Here is a 25,171-nt window from a genome sequence, read left to right as displayed (position 1 = left end):
GTAATTTTAGCATAGTTTTATATTTTCAGCAAGTTTTATGAAAGCTCACTACATTTCGAGAAGTTTTGTCACGACTTCATTTAAACCCATACCGTTACTTGCTTTTAAAACAACCATATCTTTTGGTTTAAGAATTGATTTTAATGCATTGATCAAGTGTTCCTTTTCGTCTTTTTTGAAGTAATGAAGTTGACTTTCCGGGTATTTTTTCGTTAGCGCATTATACAGGGCCTGCATCTGCTCGCCATATAAGACAACATCTGTGACTTCAGTTGGGTTTAAGTGTTCACTGACAGAGGCATGCATTCTAGCTGAATCTGGTCCTAACTCAAGCATGTCTCCTAAAACTGCTACCCGATGTCCTAGTGTGGGCATTTGACTGAAACTATCCAAAACTAAATTCATTGCTGTTGGATTGGCGTTATATACATCACTTAAAATTTCGATTTCTAAGTTATTTTTTAGCCATTCAGTCCGATTTTTGGTTAGTTGAAAATCAGCTAAACCAGCTTGGATTTTTTCTTCGGTAAGCTTAAACCATTGACCAATACTAATTGCAATCAAGGCGTTTCCAACATTGTATTTACCTGGAACTGGGATCGTAAATAACGTATCTGAGCCGCTGATGTTAAAGGTCGTATACTCTTTTTGTGCTTCAATGATCGTGGCTTTGCAGTCCGCTTGCTCTAAACCAAATGTGCTGATTGTTTGCGGTAATTCCTTAGTTAAAGGCAGTAGTAACGGTTCGTCTGCTGGAATGATCAATAAGCCATTAACAGCAAGTCCAGCAGTGATCTCCATTTTTGCTTGTGCGATTCCGGCTCTTGAGCCAAGGTTTTCAATATGTGCTTCACCGATCATGGTGATAGCCGCCACATCTGGTTGAGCTAATTGTGATAGAAAATCAATTTCGTGTGCATGGTCCATGCCCATTTCTAAAATCAATTTTTCGGTTGCATCAGGCATATGTAAAATAGTATACGGTAGTCCGATGTCGTTATTGTAATTCCCTTGGGTTTTATATGTTTTGAATTGTTGCGCCAAAACAGCTTCTGTCATATCTTTCGTTGTTGTTTTACCATTGCTTCCTGTGATTGCAATCACTGTGGGCGTCATTTTTTTCAAATAATATACAGCTAAATCCTGCATTGCTTTTAAACTATCCGCCACTTGTAAAATTGGGAATTGGTCAGGCGCTGTTTTTGTCGAACTCCAAAATGCTGCTCCAGCACCTTTGCTCACTGCACTTTCAATAAATGAATGCCCGTCATTCTCACCTTTTAACGGAACAAACAAATTACCTCGTGTAATCAGTCGACTGTCAAATTCAATGCCAGTCAATTCGAAATCTGTCCATTGTTTCCAATTATTCGTAGCTTTTGTCACTTTAGCTGCTTCCCAAAAAGTCAATTTCATTGGTTTCTCTCCTTTAAAATTAAGTTAGCTCTAACCTCTTGTCATTAAACGATACATAAAAGGGCTGAAACAAAACTGCTGCGTTTTGCTTCCTCCCTTTTAATGTCTTATCTTTCGTAAAAGCTTTGTCTTTGTTTGAAGCGATTTAAGGCTAACTGAATCAATTCTTCGATCAAATCACTGTATTTCAAACCCATATTCTCCCACAATAATGGGTACATACTAAATTCTGTAAATCCAGGCATTGTATTCAGTTCATTTAAAAATAGCTCGTTTTTGCTAGTCAAAAAGAAATCACAACGGCTTAAACCACTGCCATCTAAAATAGTATACGCTTTTTTGGCAAATTCCTGTGCCTTTTGGTGCACTTCTTCCGGCACTTCTGCTGGAATTTTCATCGTAATTTGGTTATCGATATATTTTGAATTATAATCATAAAATTCCACATCTTTGACGATCTCGCCCGGCAATGTCGTTCTGACGTCCTCATTACCTAAAATTGCTACTTCGATTTCGCGGGCTTCGATTCCTTGCTCAACAATCGCTCTAGAATCATAACGATAGGCTTCTTCTAAAGCATGTTGCAGCTCTTCACGATTTTCAGCTTTGCTGATTCCAACGCTAGAACCCATATTAGCAGGTTTGACAAATACTGGATAAATCAATGAACCTTCACATTGCTCAAATACTTTTTTAGGGTTTTCTTTCCAATCACTTTTTAGGACGGGTACAAATGGTACTTGAGGAATCCCAGCTGTTTGTAATAGATATTTTGTCATGATCTTGTCCATTGCGTTGGCACTTGCCAACACGCCAGCTCCCACATAAGGCATTCCGATCGTTTCTAAAAAGCCTTGAATCGTACCATCTTCACCGTTAGGCCCATGTAAAACAGGAAAAACGATCGCTTCTTCTTCTTGAATGTCACAAGGTTGAATCACTTTACCAGTAAATTCGCCCCATTTATCTATTTCCCCATCGTCAGACCAAGTCAGCTTAAGAATGTCCTTACTTTCAGGTTTTTCTGACAAGAGTGGACCTTTAACCCATTGTCCTTCTTTACTGATAAAGACCAACTGGACTTGATAATAATTATAATAAATCGCATTTAAAACAGAATAGGCAGATAATATAGAGACATCGTGTTCTTCACTTCTCCCACCATATAGTAATGTAATCTTCAAATGCTTTTCCTCCTAATTTTTAAAGCTGAAAGAGCTCATTTAGCCTTGAATGGAAAATAGGAAAAAATGACTGAGACGTTTTTTGTCTCATTCAGTTTTTATCTTTTTCCCGAGAGGCTAGCTCTTGAAGCTAGATAATTTTTAAAGCTGAAAGAGCTCATTTAGCCTTGAAAAGAAAATAGGAAAAATTGACTGTGATGCTCTTTGTCACATTCAATTTTCATCTTTTTTTCGACTAGCCCATATAGCTAAATAATTTTTATTATTGCATTCAACAAGGATATTCAAAATAGCTCTTCCATATTTTAGCATAAAAGCGTTAGTCCGAATAGAAACAAATCATGAATCAAGCAAAAAATTTTAGCAAGGCTGTTCTACCAAGCTTTCTGGTTCCTTTTATTGACTCAACTAGATACAAAAATAAGACATTCAATTAAGGATGCCTTATTGCAGAAAGGTTTATTTTATTGATTTATCTGTACCGCTGAAAGCAGACTTTTGTACCTGATTGATTCTGCGATCGCACGCTTAGTAATAGCTTTAGCTTCCAGACCCGAGCAGAACAACCATTATTTTTTTATCACAGCTTGGCTAACGCTTCTCTTCGATTAACTCGATAAGTTTTTCCTTGAATTTGTCACGGTCGGCTTGCGTAAAGGCTTTTGGCCCTTTTGTACGTCCGCCACTTTTTCGAACCTTTGCACTAAAATAACGCTGTTCCAACAAGCCGTCCATATTTTCACCTGTATATTCATAGCCTAATTGATGTAACACTCGAACGCCCTTTGGCAGAACTAGGGAGGCTAATCCGTAATCTTGCGTCACTAAAATATCATTGTTTTTAATCAATTGAACAATTTTATAATCAGCCGCGTCAGCCCCTTTATCTACGTAAACAAAAGAAACATTATCAGGATATTCTTTCAGCGAATAATGATCAATACTTGTCACAATCACAACATCAATTGAGTAAGTACGGGCGATTTCAATTGCACAATCCTTAACTGGTGAACCATCACCATCGATAAATATTTTCATTATTTTTCCTTTCAGCACATTATACTTAACTTAAATACCAAGCTGGATGTCGTTTTAAAAAGATCGACACATCTGTAAACACAGCTTCTTTCACGATTTTATACAGCTCAGGATTTCTGATTTTCTTTTTGACAGCGCCAGTGTACCTTGGTCGTTTGACTTTGATCGACAGAACAACATCAAAACGTTCAGAAAAATTATCGGTCGTTAGATATTTTAGTCGGTTTGTTTCCTCTAAAAACTGATTGATCGCATCGACTGTTCCTTGAATAAATCCATCAAGATGTGTCCCACCATCAGCTGGCAAGTGTCCATTGACAAAACTGTCTTTGATGCTAGTAGAACCATTTTTGGAAATAACAGCTTGAATCGTCACCCCTTCACTGACTGTGTTGATGATCAATGGCTGACCGTTTCGTGTGATGCTATCATCTTTTTGAAAAATATAATCAACCAATCCTTGCTCGTAGTGCAAATAATTTTTCTGTTTTTTCCCATCCGTCAATGAAATCGTCAAACCGCTGTTCAACAGTGCTAATTCCTGACAACGGTTAAATAAAATAAAGTATGATAATGGCTTATTGCCGAATAATGTTTCATCAGGTGTAAAGGCCAATTCGATTCTTTGCCCTTCATCTTCTGAAGGAATCAATGCTTTTTTGTTTAGCTGACCGTTCTGATAGATCTGGATGGTCCGCTTACCTAACTTTTCTACACCAAAACCCAACTGTTCTGATAAGGCATTAACGACAGAAAGAAACAGATAAGGCGGTGTGTACTGTTCTTCTGGGCTTTTATCTAAGAGAAACCCCTTTTGGCTGAAAAAGGAAAAAATAAATTGTTTCTCTGATAATTCAATCGACAGTTCTGCCTGCTTTAGATCGACTGCTAATTGCAGTAAATGATCCAGCACTTGCAATAGCATACTTTCTAAGCCAGTCGGACCAATCCCACCAATGTACATACCTGGTCGTTTTCGAATACTATCTTTCAAAACATCATCATCTAGTGCTTTCCAAATATTTTCATCGGTCACGTTGATCTCCTCCTGTAAACAGACTTTTATCTATAAAATAACATCTAAATACTACCTGATACTTCCTAAGCATACCAATTAATCTGAGCCACGTAAATGGTTACGCTAAATTCCAGCTCTATACTCATTATAATGAAAAAAAGAGTAGAACGAAAGTAGTATAAACACATTTATACTATTTCGTTCTACTCTTTCTTTTAACGAATTAAATCAACGGTCGGCTGTTCCATGATATGTCTGACTTGCTTGCGCGTTGTAAGCGGCACATCTCCTTGAATCGTATGCGCTAAAACACCGTTGGCTGTAGCAAATTCGACCGTCTCCAACAACGACCAAGCTTCACTGTAGCCAAGCAGTACCCCAGCGGCATAACCATCTCCTGCACCGATTCTATCTAAATTAATAATCTCCCGCGGCGCTGCTTGTACGTTGTTTTCCCTATCAAAGAGAAAACCCGTCAAATAATGTTTGTCTGCTTCACCTTGACGAATCGTTCCGGCAAATGCTTCGATCTGGTATTGTTTCATAAAGCGATGCACTAATTCTTCAAATTGTTTAGAAGAATCCAACGACTCATCAAGCGACATCCCTAACAGATCCGTTAAATCGCGTTGACTGCCAAAAACTAAATCGCAATACGGTAGCATTTTTTCATACTGTTCTTTCATAAATGAAACACCATGTACTTCATTTAAACTAGGACGAAAATTAAAGTCAAAGCAAACTTTTTTTCCTAAAGTATGTGCCTTTTTCGCTAAAGTAAGCGCCGCATCTCGTGTTTCTTGAGTCAGGCTCAATGCTATCCCGCAGATGTGCACTAAATCAGTTTCAGCTAAAAATGCATCAAAATCATAGCTAGCAGCCCCGCTCACACCAAATGAACTATTCCGGCGATTTTGGTACGTCACTTGTGTCGGCCTTGGTCCAAAACCCATTTCAGCGAAATAAGAACCGATGTGATCACCAGCTGTTCCAATCCAATGATCTTGAATTCCCAGCTGCCGAACGCTCGCTTTAGCCGCCTCACCTAATCGATTATTTGGTACGTTCGTGATCAAACTTGTTTGACAACCAAAATGGGCTAAATTACTTAAAATATTTACGCCGGTACCAGTAAAGTCTAACCGTAATTCCTTGGTTTGTTCCAACATCAGATATTCCGGTGGCGTCAAACGCATCATTATTTCACCAAAAGCTGCAATTTTCATCATGATCCCTGCCTATTTCTAGCTTCACGAGCTCGTTCTGCTTTTATTTTGTCTAGCTTTACAAACTAGGTCTTCGGAAAAAAGATAAACCTTTATTGTGGCACAATACGCCACAGTCAAGGTTTCCTATTTTTCTGTCAGCCCTGAGTGAGTTTGTTCAGCTTTTATTTTTTCAATGTATTTTTCATCATACCAAGTAATGTTTTTACATCAGCTGGTCTTGTATCGCCTGTTTCTGAATCGATGATTGAACTGTAAACATGAGGAATAATTTTTTTAACACCTGCATCCACAGCGATTTGAACGATTTCTTCAAAGTTTTCTAAATCGATCCCGCCAGTTGGTTCTAAATAAAAATCATATTTAGCACATGCTCTTGCGACAGCCTTGTATTCTTCAATATGAGCTAAGCCTTTCATTGGGAAAAATTTGATTGAACTACCACCCATATCTTGCAATAAACGAATCGCCGTTTCAATTGTTACTTCACCTGCTGGTGTTTGTGAGCTTAATGGACCTGTTGCGATATTCACGATGCCGACTTTGCCTGTTGGTGAGACCAAACCGTTAACTATCGTTTCGTTTTGTCCTAGTAACGCACGTGATGTACCAACGCCTGTAAAGACTTGATTCACATGTTGCGGTTGTAAGTCTTTTGAAATTCTTGAAACCATTTGGCTTTGGTTAGGATCTCCTGCACCTAAACCAACCGATAACGCATTGTTCGTTGCTGCAGCATATTTTTTCATATCCTCGATTGCCGCTTCATCTGTTGGATAATTTTTAGATAATACACCTAAAACGATGTGTCCTTCAGCTGCTTCGTAACATTCTTTAGCATTTTCTACTGAGTTAGCTAGGACATTTAGGCAAATACGATCTTCTAAATAGTTTGGTGTTAATGACATAATTGATTGCTCCTCTACATTTTTAGTTAGTTCATGATCGTAGTTAAACGCGTCACGATTTTTTTCATTTCTGTTTCATTCACGGAACGAATATCAAATTCGATAATACCATTGTTGGCTTGGTATTCTCTGGTGTAAATCGCAGGACTTTCTACGCTTAATTCTTTGATAACCTCTTTAGCCGATTTAGCGCCGCTAACTTTGATGCTAGCACGATATATCTCTCTGCCTGCACCATCTTGAACGACTTTAGCTTCAATGTTTTTGATTTTATTCAGCTCATCGATAAACGGTGACAGACGTGCCTGCATCGACTCTCCTGATTCACTGCCATTTTTCACGTAATCTTCGACTGCTTGTGTAAATCCTAGAATATTATCTTTGCCGATCTTCATCGCACGCCCAATTCCTTTACCTTGTAGGCGAATCCATTCAATATATTCTTTTTGACCAATCACAAGTCCAGCACTTGGGCCTTCAATAGCTTTTGCACCACTGTAGATAACTAGATCAGCGCCTGCTTCGCTATACTTGAATAAGTCTTCCTCCGCTGCAGCATCAACGATCAGTGGTAAGTTGTGCGCTTTTGCTACTGCTGCTGCTTCTGCTACAGTTAACATACTTTTTTGAACAGTATGGTGACTCTTGATATAAAGTATGGCTGCGGTTTGGTCTGTGATCATCATTTCGATATGTTCTGGAGAGCACATATTCGCATAGCCTGCTTCTACAACATGACCGCCACCTTGTTCCACCATTACTTCAACTGGTGTGCCATAATCTACATTATGTCCTTTGGGTAAAATGATTTCACGTTTGTTAATCTTATCTGTATACGGATGATAGGCATGATACACCGACCCTTCGCCAATCAAAGCAGCTACGCTTTGGGCAATTCCGGCAGATGCAGAAGAGACGACTTGGGCATCTTCAACATGTAATAGTTTGGCTAAATAAGCACCCGTTTGAATACTTAGTTCACTCATCTCAAAGAAATGTTCACCGCCAAATTTTTGAGCGGCTAAAACATTCTCTGACACTTTAGAGACGCCTAAAATGGTCATCCGTCCCGAAGCATTGATCACTTCTTTTAAGTTGAATTTTTCATAACTAATTGTCATAAACTATTCCTCCAATAATGGTCTTTACAGGTTTGATCAATTCTGTCGCTTCCCTTGTAAATCCGTTTGAATCAGTTAACGTTTTTTTGCCTGCTTCGATCGTAAAAATCGTAATATCGCCATCGTAACCTTCTTTCAAGCGCCCTTTAGTATCAAAATGGAAACTTTCAGCTGGAGCTATAGTAACTTTTTCGATAATTTCAGGCCACCCATAACCTACGACACGCAGTTTTTCCATGGTCGTCGCTAGATCATAAACTGGACCCGCTTCACGGTTTCGAATATAGATATCCGTACTGATCGAAGTGGCTTTCATGCCTTCATTTAAGGCTGTTTCAGCTACATGAAAATTAAAACTATCTGTCCCATGACCTATATCAAAAATAACACCTTTCTCATATGCTTTCCAGGCAAAATCTTTGATTTGGTCAGTTTCTTGATTTAAGATTCCGTTCGCTTTCCCATTGAAACAATGTGTTAAAATATCCCCTTTTGACATATGCGCCAAAATTTCATCTAATTTTGGTGGTGCTGAGCCAATATGCACCATTAGCGGAAGATCATTGTTGTTTTTTTGAATCTTTTTAGCCATTTCCAATGGCGTGATCCCATTGTCGCCGATCACGGTTTTACTCATACGGGCTTTGATTCCTACGACAAAATCCGGCAGTTCAGACAACGCTTGATGAACTAATTCTTCTTTCACCTTGCTAAGATCCGCCAATTCATCCTGTTCAACAATCCCCCATTTTGAAATATTCACTAACGCATAGACATTCGTTTGTGCTTGTTTTGCTAGGTCGTAAAATTCGTGGATGTTTTCAGCGCCAGTCGTACCTGCATCAATTACTGTTGTTACGCCTTTTTTGACACCAATTTCATCGGGAAAATCGTAGTATAAGGTCATTTTTTCAAAACAATGAACGTGATCATCGATCCAACCTGCCGATACATAAGTCCCTTCAGCTAGTTCAACAACCTCTTTACTGTCCGCTTCGATTTTATCTGCAACTTTTGCTATTTTTCCAGCATTGATCGCTATTTCTATTGGTTTACCTTCAATGGTTTTGCCATTTTTTATGATTAAGTCGTAACTCATCTTATCCCCTACTTTTCTTTAAATCTAAATTTAGTCCAGGGTTTTACAAAATCCAACAACAACAATTCTTTCTCTGTTATTTGCCCCACTTTATTTTTACGGTCATCTGAATGTGGCTGTAAAACAATTTGCAGTTCATTTTTGTATTTTCCAAATGAATCATTGCCAATCACAACATCACCTACTTGGAATTCTTGCGTATTCTCATGTGCTGGATTCGCTTCATTTTTGTATTTTTTACGAACTTCTGTTGAACGAACCACTTGATCTGTGATATCACCACGACGGAAGTGTTGTTCAGTCAACGTAATTTCCTTTTCAACTTTACTGGCATCTTTTGTAAATTCCACAGCAAATTCTAGTTGATAACGATTTAAACTACCTAATAATTCTAGTTCCTCATCTGAAGCATACGCATTGCCAATGATCACATCATCGATCAAACCTGTCGCAAATAAATGTTTTGTCTGGATATCCACTGGTAAATGTCGATGCATTTCTAACGTCGGCAATCCATCATTGACATCCCAAGGTCCAATCGTTCCTGCCTGAGAGTTAATAAATGCCGCTGTCCGAATCCCATGCTTTTTAAAACGAACGCTACAACGTTCAAAAAAATCATACGGCAACGCCGTTCCCTCTTGTGGGTAGAAATTATGACAACCATAAAGAAATGGAACATTGGCCTCATAGGTTAAGATATTATCCAAATACGCCACATCATTGCTCATGTTTAGTTCAATCGCCAATTCAAACGGATTAAAGGTCAGCTTTGCTTCTTTATTTCCGTCAAACCCTACATCTAAACGAATGCCATCTGCACCCGTTTCATAAAAGAACGTTAAATCATCATATGAAATTTGTAATTCATCAAAAATATTTGGTGCCACATCTAAAATCGTTTCATAGCCTAAACTTTTTGCATACGAGATTAGTGATTTGAACCGTTCTTTGACCACTTCTTTGCCTTCTGTTACTTCTAGCATACTCATAAAGATCCGTGAAAATCCACATTCACTGGCTTTCTTTAAATAAGCTTTATCTTTTTCTATATCACTATGATCTGGATAAACAGATACACCTAATGCTCTTTTCATCACTTTTACCCTCGCTTTATATGGTCGAATTTATTTCTATATCTCCAGGAGATAACTGAACTGCAAAAAATAGTGACCGTTCCTACTACAAATAGAGGTTGTTGAACTAAAATACCAATTACGATCGATAAGAAAATCAAACCAATCGAAGCAATACATAGATGCAACAATCTTAAATCTGTAAACTTTGTAGGCAGCCATTTTCTTTCAATCATTACTTGACTAAGAATAAAAAATACTATGAACCAAATCAACATAACCTTAATCACCAAAGAGAGGTTGGTACAGAAGCGTTTATCAGTATTTAAAGGATGGTTCAAAACTGTTTTTGGTTTTGTCCCATCCTCTCCTCTCTTCCTCTCTACTTAATTAAGCAACTGCTTTTGCTTTTTGTTCAGCTGCTAACTCTTCAGCTTCTTTGTCTAACTGTTGTTTTTCATATACTTTGAAGAACGGGTAGTAGATCGCTAAAGTAATCGCGAAATTGACACAGACAAGCAGAGCTGCCGGAACACTCCAGTTGGTACTCATCCACGCAGCGACTGGCGCAGGTATGGCAAATGGTAAGCGTGCCGCCATCATTGGAATTACATTTGTGACCGTTAAAAAGTAAGAAAATGTTGTTGTGATCAATGGTGCTACGATAAACGGAATACCCAAAATCGGGTTCATCACGATCGGTGTACCAAAAATCACAGGTTCATTAATATTGAATAATCCTGGTAAGAAAGACAAACGTCCTAAGCTTTTCAGGTAAGTTGATTTAGAAAACATCATTAAAACGACTAACGCTAAAGTAGTACCAGCACCGCCGATCCAGATAAACCATTGTAAAAATTGTTCTGTAAAGATATTCGGCAAATTATGAACAGATGCGCCTTCTTGGAAAGCAAGTGTATTTTCAGCAATCGACATATCCCAAAATGGTCTGATGACAGGACCCATAATCGCTGGTCCATGAATCCCTAAGACCCAGAAGAAACAAATTAAGAAGACTGTAAGCAACCCGCCAAATAAGCTGTTTCCAGCCAAAGTATCTTTCAACGGCATTAATAATGTACTCAAGAAACCATTTAAATCAAAACCAATAACGTGACGAATCACCCAGAATAGTAATAAAATCACAGCGCCAGGAATCAACGCGATAAATGAATTAGACACTTCAGGTGGGACACCATCAGGCATTTTTATCGTAATATTTTTTTGAATAAAGAAGCGGTAAATTTCAACAGAAACAAGCGCTGTCACGATCGCACCAAATAATGACGCTGAACCAATATTCGCTAAATTGATATAACGTCCTGTCCCAATGACATCCTTCACATCTTCAAAAACTCTTGTAGGTGGTGCTGCTGTGACTAAAAAGGCCATAACAGCTAAAATCCCACATGTTAAAGAATCCAGCTTGTAACTCGTTGCTAAAGAAGAAGCAATTCCAAAGGTTGCATATAAAGCTAAAATCCCCATCGTATAACGAGATGGAATATCCAAAACTGCTTGATAAGGTTCAATAAATTTCATATAAGCATCAATCGGGATATTCTGAAATACCGTGAAAAAGGCACCAACAATTGTCAACGGCATCGTTGCGATAAGACCCTTTCTAATCGCTGTCATATGTCTTTGAGAGCCAAACTTATTGGCAATCGGCATCAATTTTACTTCCATCCACTGCACAAAACCATTCATTTCTTTTGTCCTCCATTCAAAAAATTAGTATAAATAAAAAATCAAATTATTTCTCATTCATAATAACATGGTAACATTATAATGTAAACGGTTTTCAAAAGAAAAGTGCAATTAGGATCGGTTTTAACTAGGTAAATCTACTGGGAATATTGCACCAAAAATCATTGCGCCTAAAATTGCGCCACCCGCTATCGGTTTTTTCCACACATAGAAAATCACGGCACCGATCACTGAGCCAATTCCGATGGGTGCAGAGGCTCCACATGCACTGATAATGATCAACGGACCTAAAAAGCGTCCTGAAGCATTTCCTGCTCCCATCATGACATCTGCACCAAATGTGGAATTTGACTGATTGATGGTAAATTTACGAATCATTACAATAATCCCACCGATGACTACACCAAGAAGCATGCCAGTTAACAATGAAAGGCTAAAGTTTGTAAGTGGTGCTTCAATTCCCATACTCAAAAGAATTGCCGGAACCCCAATACCAACCCCTGTTAAAATTGCACCACCGATATCTAAAATCCCAACCAGTGAGCCTTCCAAAATACGAGCAAATAAGAAACTAGCCCCAAATGCCGCCGCCGCACCATATGAACCGCCGTCCATTCCAGCTTTTAACATTGCAACAATCGCTACCTCATTAAACGCTCCAACACCATAAACAAAATACATATGCGTTCCAGCAAAAACACCTGCTGACAACAATCCAACTAAAATCGGAAATGACCAATCAGCAAACCAAAAATTCTTTCTTCCTTCTAATTCCAATGTTTCTTCCATTATGATTCCCTCTCTTTCTTTTTAATTATTTACCGATGCTGAAGACATCATGCATGTTTTCTAGCCATCCAGGAATTTGTAAACGGAAGCTTTCGATCATTTGCAAATCAAAACCACGGAAAAAGGCACTCAATACAAATAATAGAATAACTGCTGCCATCATACTTTTCGTTACTTTATTCCAGCCGATTTCATCGACTCCTTTACCAATTAAAATACCTAAAACCACACCAGGAACGGCATTGCCCATAATCATTGTTGCAAGACCTCCAAATATTGTTGCCCAAAGACCAGAACGTTTTCCAGCATCAATTGCTGCTAGCCAGAATAAAACTGGCATTACTGTGTTGATCAAAAGGTTCGCTGCAGGTACTAAAACAGCAATTGCTGTCACTTGTAAAGACTCCGGAATTGCGGATGCCGTTGTATTCAAGAAAGCCACAACCAACATCCCCACAACTGCACCTGAAATACCCATTTTCTTAGGATTATGCATTGTTTCAGCGACATTTTTATTTTTTACTAATAAAGCTGCAGCAGCCCAGTTAGGAATAACGCGGTGATCCACATCCTGCGTAAATGCCCCAGCTCCAACGGTTGAAGCCCAAGCGTTAAAGAAAAAACCTAAGCCAAATGAAAAATGACTAGCCGCATCTCCTTCACATGCATTCATTTCTCCTAATGTTCTAAAAGCACCTAAGCCTTGCGTACTTGGTGCATGAAACATTCTTGCAGCTCCTGCTCCTGCTGCAAATCCAACCAATCCCCCAATCAGTAATGACTTGAGTAAAACGACTAAAACATCCATTTAATTTGCCTCCTTATGCATTCTTTTGTTCTTTCCGAAAGGGATCGGAAGACCATTTGGATCAGCAACCTTTTTTTCTACAAAAGAGACCGTTTCCATCTCAATCAGTGTGATCTCAACTTCAACATCCAGCAGTACGCGATAATCCGCACGCGTGCGAGGTAAAAAGAAAAATAGAAAGTGTTCTGTAAATGTTTCTTGTTCTGCTCTTACAATTTGAATATCCACAGGTTCAATTCGAACGATCACATCATCTTTTTCCTTTAATACACGATTATGGATTTGATTCAGAGCATTGGCGAAAGCTAAATTTTTTTCTTTTCCTGTTCCTTCAACCTGAATGACCTGACGCTTTTTAATTGTTACTTTTTCCATTTGGTTTTCCCCCTCCAGCTTTAATGCTTAGCCAATCTTTTTCAGATACGCTTCTACTATACGTTTCCCTAATTCTTCTTGGTCCATAAACCCAAACCCTAAAACTGTTTTGCCGTCATTGATAGCCGTCACACCTTCATCGATTGAGCGCATACCATGGCGTTCTGGATAGCCATATTTTGTAGCAGCTGTTAAAGCGCCAGCCCCGCCGCTTCCGCAAAATGAAATACCTAAATCGGCATTTTCTTGCTGCATCACATCTCCTAAACGCATATCAGCGCCCATTCCTGGTACAACAACGGCTTTACCGCCAGCGGCTTCCACTCCTTTGGCTACATTTTGCCCTTTACCTAAACGATCTGCGATTACTACTGTTATCATCCTAATTCCTCCAATTTTTTTATTTGAAAGCCGCTCATGCAGACTTCAATTTTTCTCTCTTATCCTTCGTTTTGTCTAGCTGCTTCAAAATGAATCGATAATACGTACATTTCATCTTGCGGCAGATTACCGATATGTTGAACCACTTGATCTGCAATTGCTAAGGCTTCTTTAGACACTTCTTCAAACATTACAGGATCAACGCCGGACATTTTTTCTCCAGCAATCGAGCGTTTGATCATTTCATTAACATGATTGATCAAAATCGTCCATTGCAACTCAGTCGGTTGAATCGCCTGTTTTAGTAACAAGGTTCTGATTTTTTCCAGTGATGCTTCCAACTCAACCTTATTCGGACTTTCATCAATGATTTTTTGAGCATCGTCATTTAACATCATACGTGCCCCTCCTCTCTTATATAATTCAATAAAGCAGTAATTTCTGCTTGATTAACCATTAAATCATTTTTAGCAAAAATCCGTTCAATTTGCTCCACTAATTCTTGCTGTGCCAACAAGGTTTCTTTAACAATATTTCCCTCATTCTCATATTGACTATCAAACGTGATTCGATGAACCATCAGCATCACATGAAGCAAAAAGGCTTCTTTGTATTCTTGCGTCAATTTTTCAGCAAATGCTTTCAGTAATTCTTCATAAATCACATATGTCCGGACGATAATGTCCCGGCTTTCTGCTTCAATGCCTTGTTTTTCTTTGATCGGCTGACGAGGGATCAATCGTGGAACCTTACCCGTTTTCGTATGTGTCAAAATTTTATTGACTTCTTCTTGGATGCTATGGATATCCGCTTCCGTTGGCAGTGGATTCACTTTTATGAACGGACGATTTATGATTTCGATTGGAAAAATACTTAAGACCAGATCCGGATTTTTTTCTTCTATTGTATCCACTGCATTCAAGACAGAAGCAAATCCTGCAATCTCAACATTAGCGACTTCTTCCAGAATTTTTTGTTCGATCAAACTGGTTACACCTAAACCTGTTGAACATACATAAACGATCCGCACTACGTTTACTTCATGCTGATTTTTTTCATAAGCAACTAAAAAGTGCAGCGCAATATAGGCAATAAATGAATCGTTGATCAACAATGCCGAACCAACAATGTCGCTTTGACTAGCAAATTGGATGGCCGAAAATAATTGTGGATACTTGGCTTTGATGTCATCTACAAACGGATTATACTCATTTATAAAAAGGTGTTTCTTTGTTAAACGCAAAGACAAATGAGCGAAAAGATTTGTAAACAATTGTCGATCACGGTAAAAAGGAAACTTGATTTCTTCTGATACATCCTTGATCAGCTCTTCAGTCAAACCAACAATGTCCTGTTGATTATTAGCTACAAACACATCACTATAAATATAGAAATACTCATCAGCTAAAAGCGGCAACTCATAATGATCGAAAACTTTTTTCATTAATAGAAACGGTAATTCTTGTTTTTGCCGCAATACATTTTGATTCGTCAACATTTTATAGCCGCCAACAGTATGGTGGAGCTGCATTCTAGCAGTTGCGATTGCAACTCGTAAGGTGATCGACAAAATTTCTGCGTAATTAAATTGGTCAAACAAGGACGGATCTAACAGGCTAGTCATTTCTTTTAGCGCAACCTGATAAATTTTTTGAAAGATTGTATTGACGCCAACATGAACTTCCTGCATTTTTTTCTGCTGACCAGATTGAACAAAATAGCTCATAATTTGATAAATGTCATACTCTGTTATTTCTTTTTGCGTGATATATTCCATCAATAAGCGAATCTTACTTTCTTCCCCTATGATTGAAAACCCTTGCCGGCTTTGTCTATTCAGTACAAGACCATATGCCTGAATCAGCTCTTGTACACGATCTAAATCACTGACGATCGTATTTCTGCTCACTTGGATTTCATCTGCCAACTCTTGAGAAGTTAAATAATTAGATGCCAACAACAAACGAAAAATCAATTGATTTACTCGCAACTCCTGATCAGGATAGGTTTCAAAGCGTTCCACCTCGATAATTTCATTTTTTAAGGTTAATCGTTCTGAATCAGGTAGTTCCAACCAAATGCCTTTATTGCGGCGTGTTTGCAGCAAAACGTTCTGTTCTTTAAACCAATCACGAATATTCTCCAAATCATATTTGATCGTTCTTACACTAACTTGAAACGTTTCTGCCAATTCTTTTGTAGTAACACTTTCTTCTAAATCTAAAAGCAATAACAAGATTTTTATTTCTCGTTTTGATAAGTGCAGTGACATAAATTCACCAACTTTCTTTCCCTTACACTTGAACTATAGCTTGATTTTTATTGCTTAACAACACAAAAAAGTTGCACTTACACAAGTGCAACTTTCTTAGTATACTATTTTTATTTGCCTATTTAAATTTCTTTATTCGTTATTTTATAGTGTTTCACCCAGACTATATATAGCGAAATACTAGCTTTCGAGGTGTTTCTTTTAGTGCAACAACATTTATCCATGATTGAATAGTTTTTGCACTAGCTGCTTTTATAGCAAAAAATACAACATTTCCCCAAGATAAGCGCTTGAGCGAGAATGCATCTATTCGCTTCGTCTCTTTGTTCCTCGTTCCTTGTGTTTCGAAACATTGGTGACAACGTTCCGCTTCGCTTCACCTTGTACTGTTCAACATTGTTTTCCTGCGACGAGCACTTGGCGAGAATGCATCTACTCTCTTCGTCTCTTCGTTCCACATTCATAGTGTTTCGGAACACTGGTGACAACGTTCCGCTTCGCTTCACCTTGTACTGTTCAACATCTATTCTCTTCGTTCCTCGTTCATAGTGTTTCACAGCAAAAAAGAAGACCGAAGTCTTCTTTTTTGCCACAGTATTTATAAAAATAAATAGATAACATCTTCTCCACAAAAATATTTATCCGACACGCCTACATCCGGTAGGTATGATTTAACATATGTGCCTCTGTTGTTTAGTTAATCACTAGCCGTCAAAACGGAACAGCCTAAGCTGTCTGATTAAGTCAACTCGTCGCATGAGAATTACTTTAACACAGATAGTCTATGATTGCAACTGGCTTCTATATTTTATCTTCTTTAAGCCACTTTGTATAAAGCCGTTCTACTAATCGGACAGTATCTATCGTCATCTGTTTTGTCATGATCGGACTTTCAAGTAACTGGTTTTGGATGCAATCGTTCACATGGTCCACTTCAAAGACAAACTCACTTTCAAACGCACCCAGCAAGTTTTCTTGGCTGCCATCTTCATAATAAACAACCGCCTGCTCAGCTTTCCAAAAATAAGGAATTTCGATCCGTCCTTTTTCACCATAAATCGTCATTTTACTTGGAATATCTACTTTTACCGAAATAAAAATATTTCCCAATACCTGATTTTGAAATTTTAAAGCCAAAGTTACTTGATCATCGGTTGCCCCCTTGTTTCTCGTTACACTGCCGCTGTACTCTTCAATGGAATAATCCAGCATAAATTGCATGTACTGAAGCGGATAACTGCCTGAGCCATGTAACGCGCCACCGCCTGCTTCTAGTGAATGAAACCAACTGATATGGTCTACACTTGGATAGGAAGTTATTGACTGCATCCAACGAACTTCACCGATTTTATTTTGCTGGATCACCTGTTTTATTTGTCTACTGATCGGTAAAAAAACAGCTTTTTGGGCTTCCATTAAGAAACAACCATTTTTTTCAGCTAATGCAAAAAGTTCTTCTGCTTGGGCCGTTTCTAGCGTAAAAGGCTTTTCGACTAACACATGTTTCTGATGTGTCAAAGCCAGTTTGGCTGCTTCATAGTGCCCTTTGTTATAGGTAGCCACATAGACAATGTCTATTTCTTCGTCCTTACACAACTCCTCATAACTGCCATACGCTTTAGGAATCCCCAAAACATTTGCCAGCTGTTCCCCCTTATCCAAACTTCGTGAAGCAATCGCTGTAGCCTCTCCTACTTTACTTTGTTTAATTCCGGCCACAAAGCGAGGAACAATTTGCGCAGTACTTAAAATGCCATACCGAATTTTCTTCATCCGTATCGACTCCTTTCTTTATACTATAACGATAAATTTCAAAAACTTCAAAAAACTTCCTTACTATAAATTCTATGATATTTAACTAAAAACACTGCAGATGATTCAAGTCGTTTAATGGCCTTTCTCATTCATCATAATTTTTCAAGTTGAAATAGGCTAAGACAAAAGGTAAAAAACACCCTCATCTCAGCCTATCTAGTCCATTTTGATTATCCAAAAAGCATATTCGCGAATCGTTCGGCCTTACGGCTACCCTAATTTTTTCAATCCTTTGCTTACGAATATTTATGTATATCTTTACCTATGTACTACTCCTCATTTAACGAATACCAATACTTATTTTCAGTGCTTGATTGACCTTCACCATATCGTCTTCATGTAACTGACAAATTTTGTGAAGAATTCGTTCTTTATCCAGTGTTCGGATCTGTTCCAGTAATACCAACGACGGTGTCATTCGATCGTCATGAGGTATATCCACCTTGACCTGTGTCGGCTGCATTTTTTTATTCACATTTCTAGTGATTGGTGCAACGATCAACGTTGGACTAAATAAGTTTCCCTTGTTATTTTGAATAATCAATACTGGCCTAATCCCTCCTTGTTCTGAACCAACAACAGGCGAGAGGTTCGCATAAAAGATTTCTCCCCTTCGCATCATAATAGTTTATCACCTCTAATCTAACAAAAACTTCTTCTGTGTAAATTATATCATGCTTTTATAATAAAATTTTTCAATATTTTATACCAACCCCTGAAAACTTTGATAATCTCTGTAAAAAGGAAGATTTCATGAGAAAACAAGCGTAATATATTTTATCGAAAAAACATAAACAATAAATATTGTTTCGTTTTTTAAAACCTTAAAAATACAACAAAATACTATAATTACAAATATAAACAATAAAAAACCACCTAAATACAAAGCAAACCCCTTTATATCTTTAGTTACACAGAAAATATGCCCCCTCAAAAACAAGCGTTCTATTTGTTTATTCTTGACAAAAATAAAATTTATATTTAAATAAATTGATTAAAAAAACTGCTCTCCTTTGCTACTAACTAAAACAGAAAAACCCTTCTCATTGAATTTTTATTTTACAATGAGCGCTTGCTTTGCAATAAAAAAACAAAACCAGGTTAAAACAACACCTGATTTCGTTCTTTATAGTGATATTTATATGTTAGCTCGGCATTTCTTTTGAGTCTTGTTCCTTTCCAGAATCATTTTTAGAAGATTTAGGTGGTTGATTTGACGCTCCCTCTAAATTTCCTAAGCTAATATCTAAAGCTACTGTATATTCTAATGGTACATATAAATTATATGCACTCATTCTTACAACTGTCCCTTTAGGTTCTGCCGAGTCAACATACCTGACAGTATATTGAATATTTGCACCTTTTGATTGAAATTCATCATAGAATTGTTTTTGCAAATCACCTTCTAGAGTATTTCCTCTTAAATCTTTAAGGTAAGGTTGACCTGCTGAATAGTAGATTTTGACTTTCAAGTCATCCTTACTTGTTAACTGAGTTCCTGCTTCAACACTTTGAGAGATTAATTGACCGTATGGAACACTATTCGTAAAGACACTTTTAGCCTGAAGGTTCAGTCCTTCTACCGCTGTTCCAGCTTCTTCTTGGGTATAGTCTGCAAAGTTCGGTACGATAAAGCCTTTACCGAGAGATACGGTTACCGTTAAACTATCCTTTTTGGCAACTTTTTGATCTTTGGCAATACTTTGTGAAATAATACTTTCTGCTGGTATTTCTGCTGAGCTGGCTTCTTCATAGGTCACTTTGATGTCATTTGTTTTGGCCCAGCTTTCAACCTCTGCCTTCATTTTTTTTGTAAAATCAGGAACGGAAATATTTTTTTCAAATGTCTCTTTGCCTTTAGAATAATACATATTGGCTTTGTCTTTGCGCTTGTAAGTATCTTTAGTGACTTCTTTATTGACAATTTCAAAGCGAACTGGCTTGCCTTTTTCTAAGGTATCACTGTATTCATCAATGAGCGAGACATTCTCAGCTTGATTGTCTTTGATCCATTTTTCAGCTTCTGATTTTTTCATTGTCATAAAATCTGGCAACGTCAACTTCTCTTCTGGATCAGCACCTAAGCTTGATTGAATCGTCAATTCGCTTCCTTTTTTGATTTTACTCCCTTTTTTTGATTTTTGAGAAATTACTTTATTGACTTCAACCTCTTTACTATAGCTTGAATCAACTTTTAATTTCAATTTGTTCTCCGTTGCCCATGCTCGTGCTTCCGCCAACTCTTTTCCTGTAAAATCTGGGAGCTCAACATGTGTCATTTGATAATAACCAAAATAAAGAATACAGAGTGTAATAAACGCCCCCAGACCTATCAGCAAAAATTTCTTTTTTCTTTTCTTATGATAGGTAGGATCTATTTCTGTGTCATCATCTGGCTGGTTTCTAAGCGTTTGTTGAGTTGTTTCTTGTTCGATAGCAAATGAGGTCGAACGTTCATTTTTTTCTGTTTCTGCATTGAATGGGCCCATTTTTGTCGGAGCTTCACTTATTTTTTCAGTAAAAGATTCTGTTAAAGCTACTGTTTTTGGTTCCTGTTTTATTGAGGGCTCTTTTTCAGAGTCTTCCCGTAACTTTTTTTCTTTTGTATTATCATAATTTGATTTATTGAAATTAGATAAAAAATCACTCATTCAACATCAACTCACCTTGCTTAAGAAAATACGTTTTATCTGACTGTTTGGCTATTTCATTCGAGTGCGTCACAACGATCACACATTTATTATGCGTTTCAGCTAAATCTTTAAAGATATCAACGATTTCTTGTTCCATGCCCTCATCTAAATTTCCTGTTGGCTCATCTGCTAGTATGATATCGACATTCGTTGCTAAGGCTCTAGCAATTGCCACACGTTGTTGCTCACCACCAGATAATTGGCCCACTAAACGGTCCGCCTTCGCTTTATTGATGCCAATATAATCCAACAAATTATACGCTACTTCACGGTTATCTTTAGGCATATCGTTATCTGTGATCGACATCGCTACTAGAACATTTTCTAATGCTGTTAAATACGGAACTAAATTGTAGCTTTGAAAAATAATACTGATATCATCTCTCCGATACTTCTCCAACCCAATCGTTTTGATATTTTGCCCTTTGTACAACACTTCGCCAGATTTTGGTTCGTCCAAGGCACTGATCAACGAAAGAAAGGTTGTTTTTCCTGAACCAGATTGGCCTAAAATCGTGTAAAATTGTCCTTGTTCAAAATTGATCGACGTATCTTGCAAGATCATTCGACGTCTGTCGCCGTCTTGATAAAAATAGCTCACATTTTTGGTTTGTAAAATTGTCATATTGGTTCCCTCCTACATCATGATTTTCTTTGGATTCAACCGTAAGACATAGGTCAAAGGTAAAATCGCTGATAATAAAACTGTACTTAATCCTGCAATCAAGAATGTCACGATGTAGCTAATTGAGAATTTCACTTCATACGCACTAGATACATCCTCTGTTGTTAAGGTCGGCATATTGGCACCACTACCTCCGATCATCATTGCACCACCATTACCTGCGGTATCTCCTGTTTGTGAGAAGGCATCACTGGCAATCAAGGATTCTGAAACCATTTTTCCAAGAATATTTCCTGTAACTAAAGACAGACACATCGCAACTAGACTAATCAGTAACAATTCTATCAGAATCTGTTGCATAACTTTGGCTCTTGTTTCACCTAATGATAAATAAATTCCTAATTCATGTTTACGATCACGTAAGAAGAGAATGACCACTAATGAAATAATCAATAGGGTGGCGCCAATCGCTAAAAGCACGACATAACCAGAAATTTGTGACATTTTTTTGAAGGTACCACCAACTTGATCATACTGATCCGTCGATGCAGTTAACTTATACCCTTCTGGGATCATAGCTTTTGCTTCTTCTTTGAATGCCTCCACATCTTCTGGCGTTTTAAGCACATAGACAGGGGTGATTTGATTCATATCTTCTACAGTTGAATCTGTACCATCTGCTTTTTTATAACGATCTGGTAATAGCGCTTTACCTTTTTCAAATTCGACTTTATTGATATTCATTACTGCATCATTTGGCATATAGACCGTATTGAATTGTTCGGTTTCCATAAACTGCTCTTCGATTCCTTTTTGATCTTTGCCATCCGATTTTTTCTTTTCAATACTTGTCGGTTCAAATATGCCGATGATCTCTACTGGGTGATCTTGACTTGCTAACTCTTCCATCGAGCCATCTTGTTTAAAATCCATGACAGAACTATCTAAAACAACTTTGTCTCCTACGTTAAAGCCGTTTGCTTCAGCTAGTTTTTTTGAAATGATCGCAACGTCTTTACCATTGTTGATTTCATCTTGTTTAAATGTTCGACCTTCAACTAGATTGACTTTTTTATCCTTAAAATCCAATGGTTCAAGCAAATTGTTCCCTTTAAGACTCAACGTTTTTGGCATACCGCCCATCGTCGCAGCATTTTCCATTTCATACGTTTTAATTTTTTTCACAAAAAGATTGGTTTTGACATTATAGTCAAATTCTTTAACATACGAGGACTCACCCATTTTTTTAACATCTTCTACTTTTAACGCTGAGGGTGAAAAAGATTGACCTTCATCCATCATTTTTTGATAATCCAATTCAGCACTTACCGTGGCACCTAGATCATGTTTGATTTTCTTTTCAACATTTGCAGTCGATTGCTGAATCGCGATTGATCCTGCAATCACATTACCTAAGATAAAAATAACTGCAAATAAAATAATTGATTTTCCTTTTCTCCTTGTCACACTGCACAATGCTCGATTCCAATAGTTCATATACTCTTCCTTCCTACTTACAAACAATGTAGAAATCACTCAAGTAGCTATCCATCAAGCCTACAACAACCTTGATATGCTCTAAAGTTTCCCTTTTTCTATATTGTCTTTGATAAATGATAGTTTCCCACCATTCAATCCCCACAACTCATCAACATGCTCTGCAATTGCTTTTGATTGCGAACAAATGATGATACACTTGTTTTCATTTTTTGCGTATATACGTATGTACTCCATGACCATTTTTAATGACAATTCATTTAATGACTCGACAGGATCATCCATCAAGATAAGCTCAGGATTATTGATGATTGCTTTGGCCAAATAAACACGTTGTTGATTAGCAACAGATAATTTTTTGATTTTTTGGTTTGCCATTTTTTGATTGATCCCGACTTTTTTTAATGCTTCATACAAACGATCAATTCCTTGTGTACAGGAATTGAGTGTACACAATTTAAGGGTTGTCATAGCCGTTTCATTCGGGAGTACATTGTACTGTTGAAAAACGGTCCCTATTTCCTGCTGGCGATACTTGTCTCGATTAATGTTCTCAAGATTTTGATTTTTAAAAAAAATCGCACCTGAATCAACGGTGTCCATTCCTGCAATCAGCGCAAGTAATGTCGTTTTTCCTACTCCGCTTTTTCCTAAAATGCCGTAAACCTTTCCCGGTGAAAAATCAACCGTTACATCATCCAACACAGTCACTTTGTTTTTTTTATGCGTATATACTATATTTTTAAGAGAGAGAATCATTGTTCACTTCTGTTCCTTTCTAACAAAAACTCAATCGGTTCAAATTTGAAAATCTTATACCCTTCGATGGAAATGATCGTCATCAAAAATAAACAAGCTATGCCAATCAGCATGAGAAGAGAATTATCGTTGATCATCATAGGAATCGATATGATAGCTTCATTTTTACTGTTGCCCATCACACTAAACAACTGGTCGACATTGCCCATTAGCAGTTTTTGATTTTTCAATTGCCAATCAGCGATCGGTTGTACGATCCATTGTGCGCTCAAGAATGCCAAACTAAAACTAAACATTGTAACCCCTACTAATTCGATCAATCGGCTATTGATCAACTGCTTTTGGGTGATTCCTATATTACGCATCACACAAATTTCTGTTTGCTTTTGTTTAAATGCACGAATCGAAAATAATGCCAAACTAAAGCTGCCGAATAGCAATAAGCCTAATAAAATCGTTCCAGCCAATGTTCCTAGTCCGTTAACTGGGCTTAAAAGCATCTGCAGATTTGTTTCATTGGTTATAACCTGATACTTACTAGGCAGACCTTTAGCTTGAATTTCTTTAAAAAACGCATCAAAATCATCTGCGTTTTTTAATTCATATGCCACATTATTGTATCCAAAACGATCAAATGTTTTTATTGCATAGACCGTTTCCCAGTTCGTAAAAATATCATTTTCCTGAATCTTCACCAATTCACTGGCTCCATTTGATTGGGTCTTTTTCTGTGAGCGATACATTCCAGCAATGACCAATCTTTGTTTCTCCGCTTGGTCACTTCCTATTGCCGCTACTTGAATCGAATCGCCTATCTTAAGCTGGTTCATCTGAGCTAACTCTTCACTGATCAAACAGTCATTTCTTTTTAGATCAGCATTTCCTGCACTGATTTCCATGCCGCTTTCTGCGAGCTCTTTTGCAAGATCTGCCGCTCCTGCTCCAAGCCAATTAGCTATTGATTGATAAGAACTTCGCTTTAGCTCGTCGCCCTCTACTTTTTGAAATTGAAAAGGGCTTACAGCGGTAATTGTTTTTAATGATTCAAGCGATACTGGAACACTTGCTGTCATTCGCGTGTTATTTACATACGTTGATTCTCCAAATTTGAGATATTGTTCTTTTGTTAGTTTTTCTTCATGCGTTAAATTACTTAAATCTGGTTCAAGAATCGTGACTAGCGTCGTAAACTGCTTACTGTAATTTTTTACAAATAATTTAGTAGATGTGTATATGGTGTTTGTCACCATTGAACTTAACATCAAAAAGAATAAAATAATGCCGACTAGTACATAATTCCAAGTGTGTCTTCTAAGATTTAAGAAAGCATGTTTAAAGACGAACATGTTCTTACTCTCCTC

General features: G+C 37.6%; 24 protein-coding genes. All 24 read right to left on the bottom strand.

The annotated features are described in order from the left end of the window. Nucleotides 1-48: 48 nt before the first annotated feature. Complete coding sequence (locus tag RV15_RS08555; protein WP_071877642.1) at nucleotides 49-1,416, bottom strand: UDP-N-acetylmuramoyl-tripeptide--D-alanyl-D-alanine ligase; 1,368 nt, start codon at nucleotides 1,414-1,416, stop codon at nucleotides 49-51. Between the two features lie 107 nt (nucleotides 1,417-1,523). Next, nucleotides 1,524-2,600 (bottom strand): D-alanine--D-alanine ligase, encoded by a 1,077-nt coding sequence (locus tag RV15_RS08550; RefSeq protein ID WP_071877641.1) that lies wholly within the window; start codon nucleotides 2,598-2,600, stop codon nucleotides 1,524-1,526. A gap of 591 nt (nucleotides 2,601-3,191) precedes the next feature. Next, nucleotides 3,192-3,638: a YaiI/YqxD family protein gene (locus RV15_RS08545; protein ID WP_071877640.1), complete on the bottom strand. Its 447-nt coding sequence runs from the start codon at nucleotides 3,636-3,638 to the stop codon at nucleotides 3,192-3,194. 25 nt (nucleotides 3,639-3,663) lie between these two features. After that, on the bottom strand, nucleotides 3,664-4,674 hold the full coding sequence (locus RV15_RS08540) for a DNA topoisomerase IV subunit B family protein (protein WP_071877639.1): 1,011 nt from the start codon (nucleotides 4,672-4,674) through the stop codon (nucleotides 3,664-3,666). Nucleotides 4,675-4,871: 197 nt separating this feature from the next. Further along, nucleotides 4,872-5,882: a sugar kinase gene (locus RV15_RS08535; protein ID WP_071877638.1), complete on the bottom strand. Its 1,011-nt coding sequence runs from the start codon at nucleotides 5,880-5,882 to the stop codon at nucleotides 4,872-4,874. A gap of 164 nt (nucleotides 5,883-6,046) precedes the next feature. Continuing rightward, nucleotides 6,047-6,790, bottom strand: a complete 744-nt coding sequence (gene dagF / locus RV15_RS08530; RefSeq protein ID WP_071877637.1) for a 2-dehydro-3-deoxy-phosphogluconate aldolase — start codon at nucleotides 6,788-6,790, stop codon at nucleotides 6,047-6,049. Between the two features lie 26 nt (nucleotides 6,791-6,816). Then, entirely contained in the window at nucleotides 6,817-7,911 is a 1,095-nt protein-coding gene (locus RV15_RS08525; protein ID WP_071877636.1) for a DgaE family pyridoxal phosphate-dependent ammonia lyase, read from the bottom strand. Beyond that, the gene (locus RV15_RS08520) at nucleotides 7,901-9,010 is read right to left on the bottom strand and encodes an amidohydrolase/deacetylase family metallohydrolase (protein WP_071877635.1); all 1,110 of its coding nucleotides are present in this window, start codon (nucleotides 9,008-9,010) and stop codon (nucleotides 7,901-7,903) included. Before RV15_RS08520 ends, RV15_RS08525 begins: the two co-directional genes overlap by 11 nt. Before the next feature lie 8 nt (nucleotides 9,011-9,018). After that, the gene (locus RV15_RS08515; RefSeq protein ID WP_071877686.1) at nucleotides 9,019-10,107 is read right to left on the bottom strand and encodes a DUF871 domain-containing protein; all 1,089 of its coding nucleotides are present in this window, start codon (nucleotides 10,105-10,107) and stop codon (nucleotides 9,019-9,021) included. 5 nt (nucleotides 10,108-10,112) lie between these two features. After that, nucleotides 10,113-10,427, bottom strand: coding sequence for a hypothetical protein (locus RV15_RS18860; protein ID WP_071877634.1), 315 nt, complete (start codon nucleotides 10,425-10,427; stop codon nucleotides 10,113-10,115). Nucleotides 10,428-10,476: 49 nt separating this feature from the next. After that, a complete protein-coding gene (locus RV15_RS08505) occupies nucleotides 10,477-11,796 on the bottom strand; it encodes a PTS sugar transporter subunit IIC (RefSeq protein ID WP_071877633.1) in 1,320 nt (439 codons plus the stop codon). Between the two features lie 123 nt (nucleotides 11,797-11,919). After that, a complete protein-coding gene (locus RV15_RS08500) occupies nucleotides 11,920-12,585 on the bottom strand; it encodes a DUF4310 family protein (protein WP_071877632.1) in 666 nt (221 codons plus the stop codon). Nucleotides 12,586-12,610: 25 nt separating this feature from the next. After that, complete coding sequence (locus RV15_RS08495; protein ID WP_071877631.1) at nucleotides 12,611-13,393, bottom strand: DUF4311 domain-containing protein; 783 nt, start codon at nucleotides 13,391-13,393, stop codon at nucleotides 12,611-12,613. After that, complete coding sequence (locus tag RV15_RS08490) at nucleotides 13,394-13,768, bottom strand: DUF4312 family protein (protein WP_071877630.1); 375 nt, start codon at nucleotides 13,766-13,768, stop codon at nucleotides 13,394-13,396. It lies immediately after the preceding gene. A 27-nt stretch (nucleotides 13,769-13,795) separates the two neighbouring features. Continuing rightward, the gene (locus RV15_RS08485) at nucleotides 13,796-14,149 is read right to left on the bottom strand and encodes a glycine-rich SFCGS family protein (protein WP_071877629.1); all 354 of its coding nucleotides are present in this window, start codon (nucleotides 14,147-14,149) and stop codon (nucleotides 13,796-13,798) included. 59 nt (nucleotides 14,150-14,208) lie between these two features. Beyond that, nucleotides 14,209-14,547, bottom strand: coding sequence for a PRD domain-containing protein (locus RV15_RS08480; protein WP_071877628.1), 339 nt, complete (start codon nucleotides 14,545-14,547; stop codon nucleotides 14,209-14,211). Next, the gene (locus RV15_RS08475) at nucleotides 14,544-16,421 is read right to left on the bottom strand and encodes a BglG family transcription antiterminator (RefSeq protein ID WP_071877627.1); all 1,878 of its coding nucleotides are present in this window, start codon (nucleotides 16,419-16,421) and stop codon (nucleotides 14,544-14,546) included. The genes RV15_RS08480 and RV15_RS08475 overlap by 4 nt, the downstream gene beginning before the upstream one ends. An 801-nt stretch (nucleotides 16,422-17,222) precedes the next feature. Next, nucleotides 17,223-18,194: a Gfo/Idh/MocA family protein gene (locus RV15_RS08470; RefSeq protein WP_071877626.1), complete on the bottom strand. Its 972-nt coding sequence runs from the start codon at nucleotides 18,192-18,194 to the stop codon at nucleotides 17,223-17,225. Between the two features lie 322 nt (nucleotides 18,195-18,516). Then, nucleotides 18,517-18,858, bottom strand: a complete 342-nt coding sequence (locus RV15_RS08465) for a type II toxin-antitoxin system PemK/MazF family toxin (protein ID WP_071877625.1) — start codon at nucleotides 18,856-18,858, stop codon at nucleotides 18,517-18,519. 523 nt (nucleotides 18,859-19,381) lie between these two features. Further along, nucleotides 19,382-20,887, bottom strand: coding sequence for a PASTA domain-containing protein (locus RV15_RS08460; RefSeq protein WP_071877624.1), 1,506 nt, complete (start codon nucleotides 20,885-20,887; stop codon nucleotides 19,382-19,384). Continuing rightward, nucleotides 20,880-21,554 (bottom strand): ABC transporter ATP-binding protein, encoded by a 675-nt coding sequence (locus tag RV15_RS08455; protein WP_071877623.1) that lies wholly within the window; start codon nucleotides 21,552-21,554, stop codon nucleotides 20,880-20,882. The genes RV15_RS08460 and RV15_RS08455 overlap by 8 nt, the downstream gene beginning before the upstream one ends. 12 nt (nucleotides 21,555-21,566) lie before the next feature. Continuing rightward, the gene (locus tag RV15_RS08450) at nucleotides 21,567-23,051 is read right to left on the bottom strand and encodes an ABC transporter permease (protein WP_071877622.1); all 1,485 of its coding nucleotides are present in this window, start codon (nucleotides 23,049-23,051) and stop codon (nucleotides 21,567-21,569) included. Between the two features lie 81 nt (nucleotides 23,052-23,132). Next, the gene (locus RV15_RS08445) at nucleotides 23,133-23,762 is read right to left on the bottom strand and encodes an ATP-binding cassette domain-containing protein (protein ID WP_245791287.1); all 630 of its coding nucleotides are present in this window, start codon (nucleotides 23,760-23,762) and stop codon (nucleotides 23,133-23,135) included. 44 nt (nucleotides 23,763-23,806) lie between these two features. Beyond that, complete coding sequence (locus RV15_RS08440) at nucleotides 23,807-25,156, bottom strand: ABC transporter permease (protein WP_071877620.1); 1,350 nt, start codon at nucleotides 25,154-25,156, stop codon at nucleotides 23,807-23,809. Nucleotides 25,157-25,171 lie beyond the last annotated feature (15 nt).

This window comes from Enterococcus silesiacus (genome assembly GCF_001886225.1).
GTDB classification, from domain to species: Bacteria; Bacillota; Bacilli; order Lactobacillales; family Enterococcaceae; genus Enterococcus_L; species Enterococcus_L silesiacus.
The sequence above is the reverse complement of the archived record's forward strand: the minus strand, read 5'-3'. Positions and strand labels throughout refer to the sequence as shown.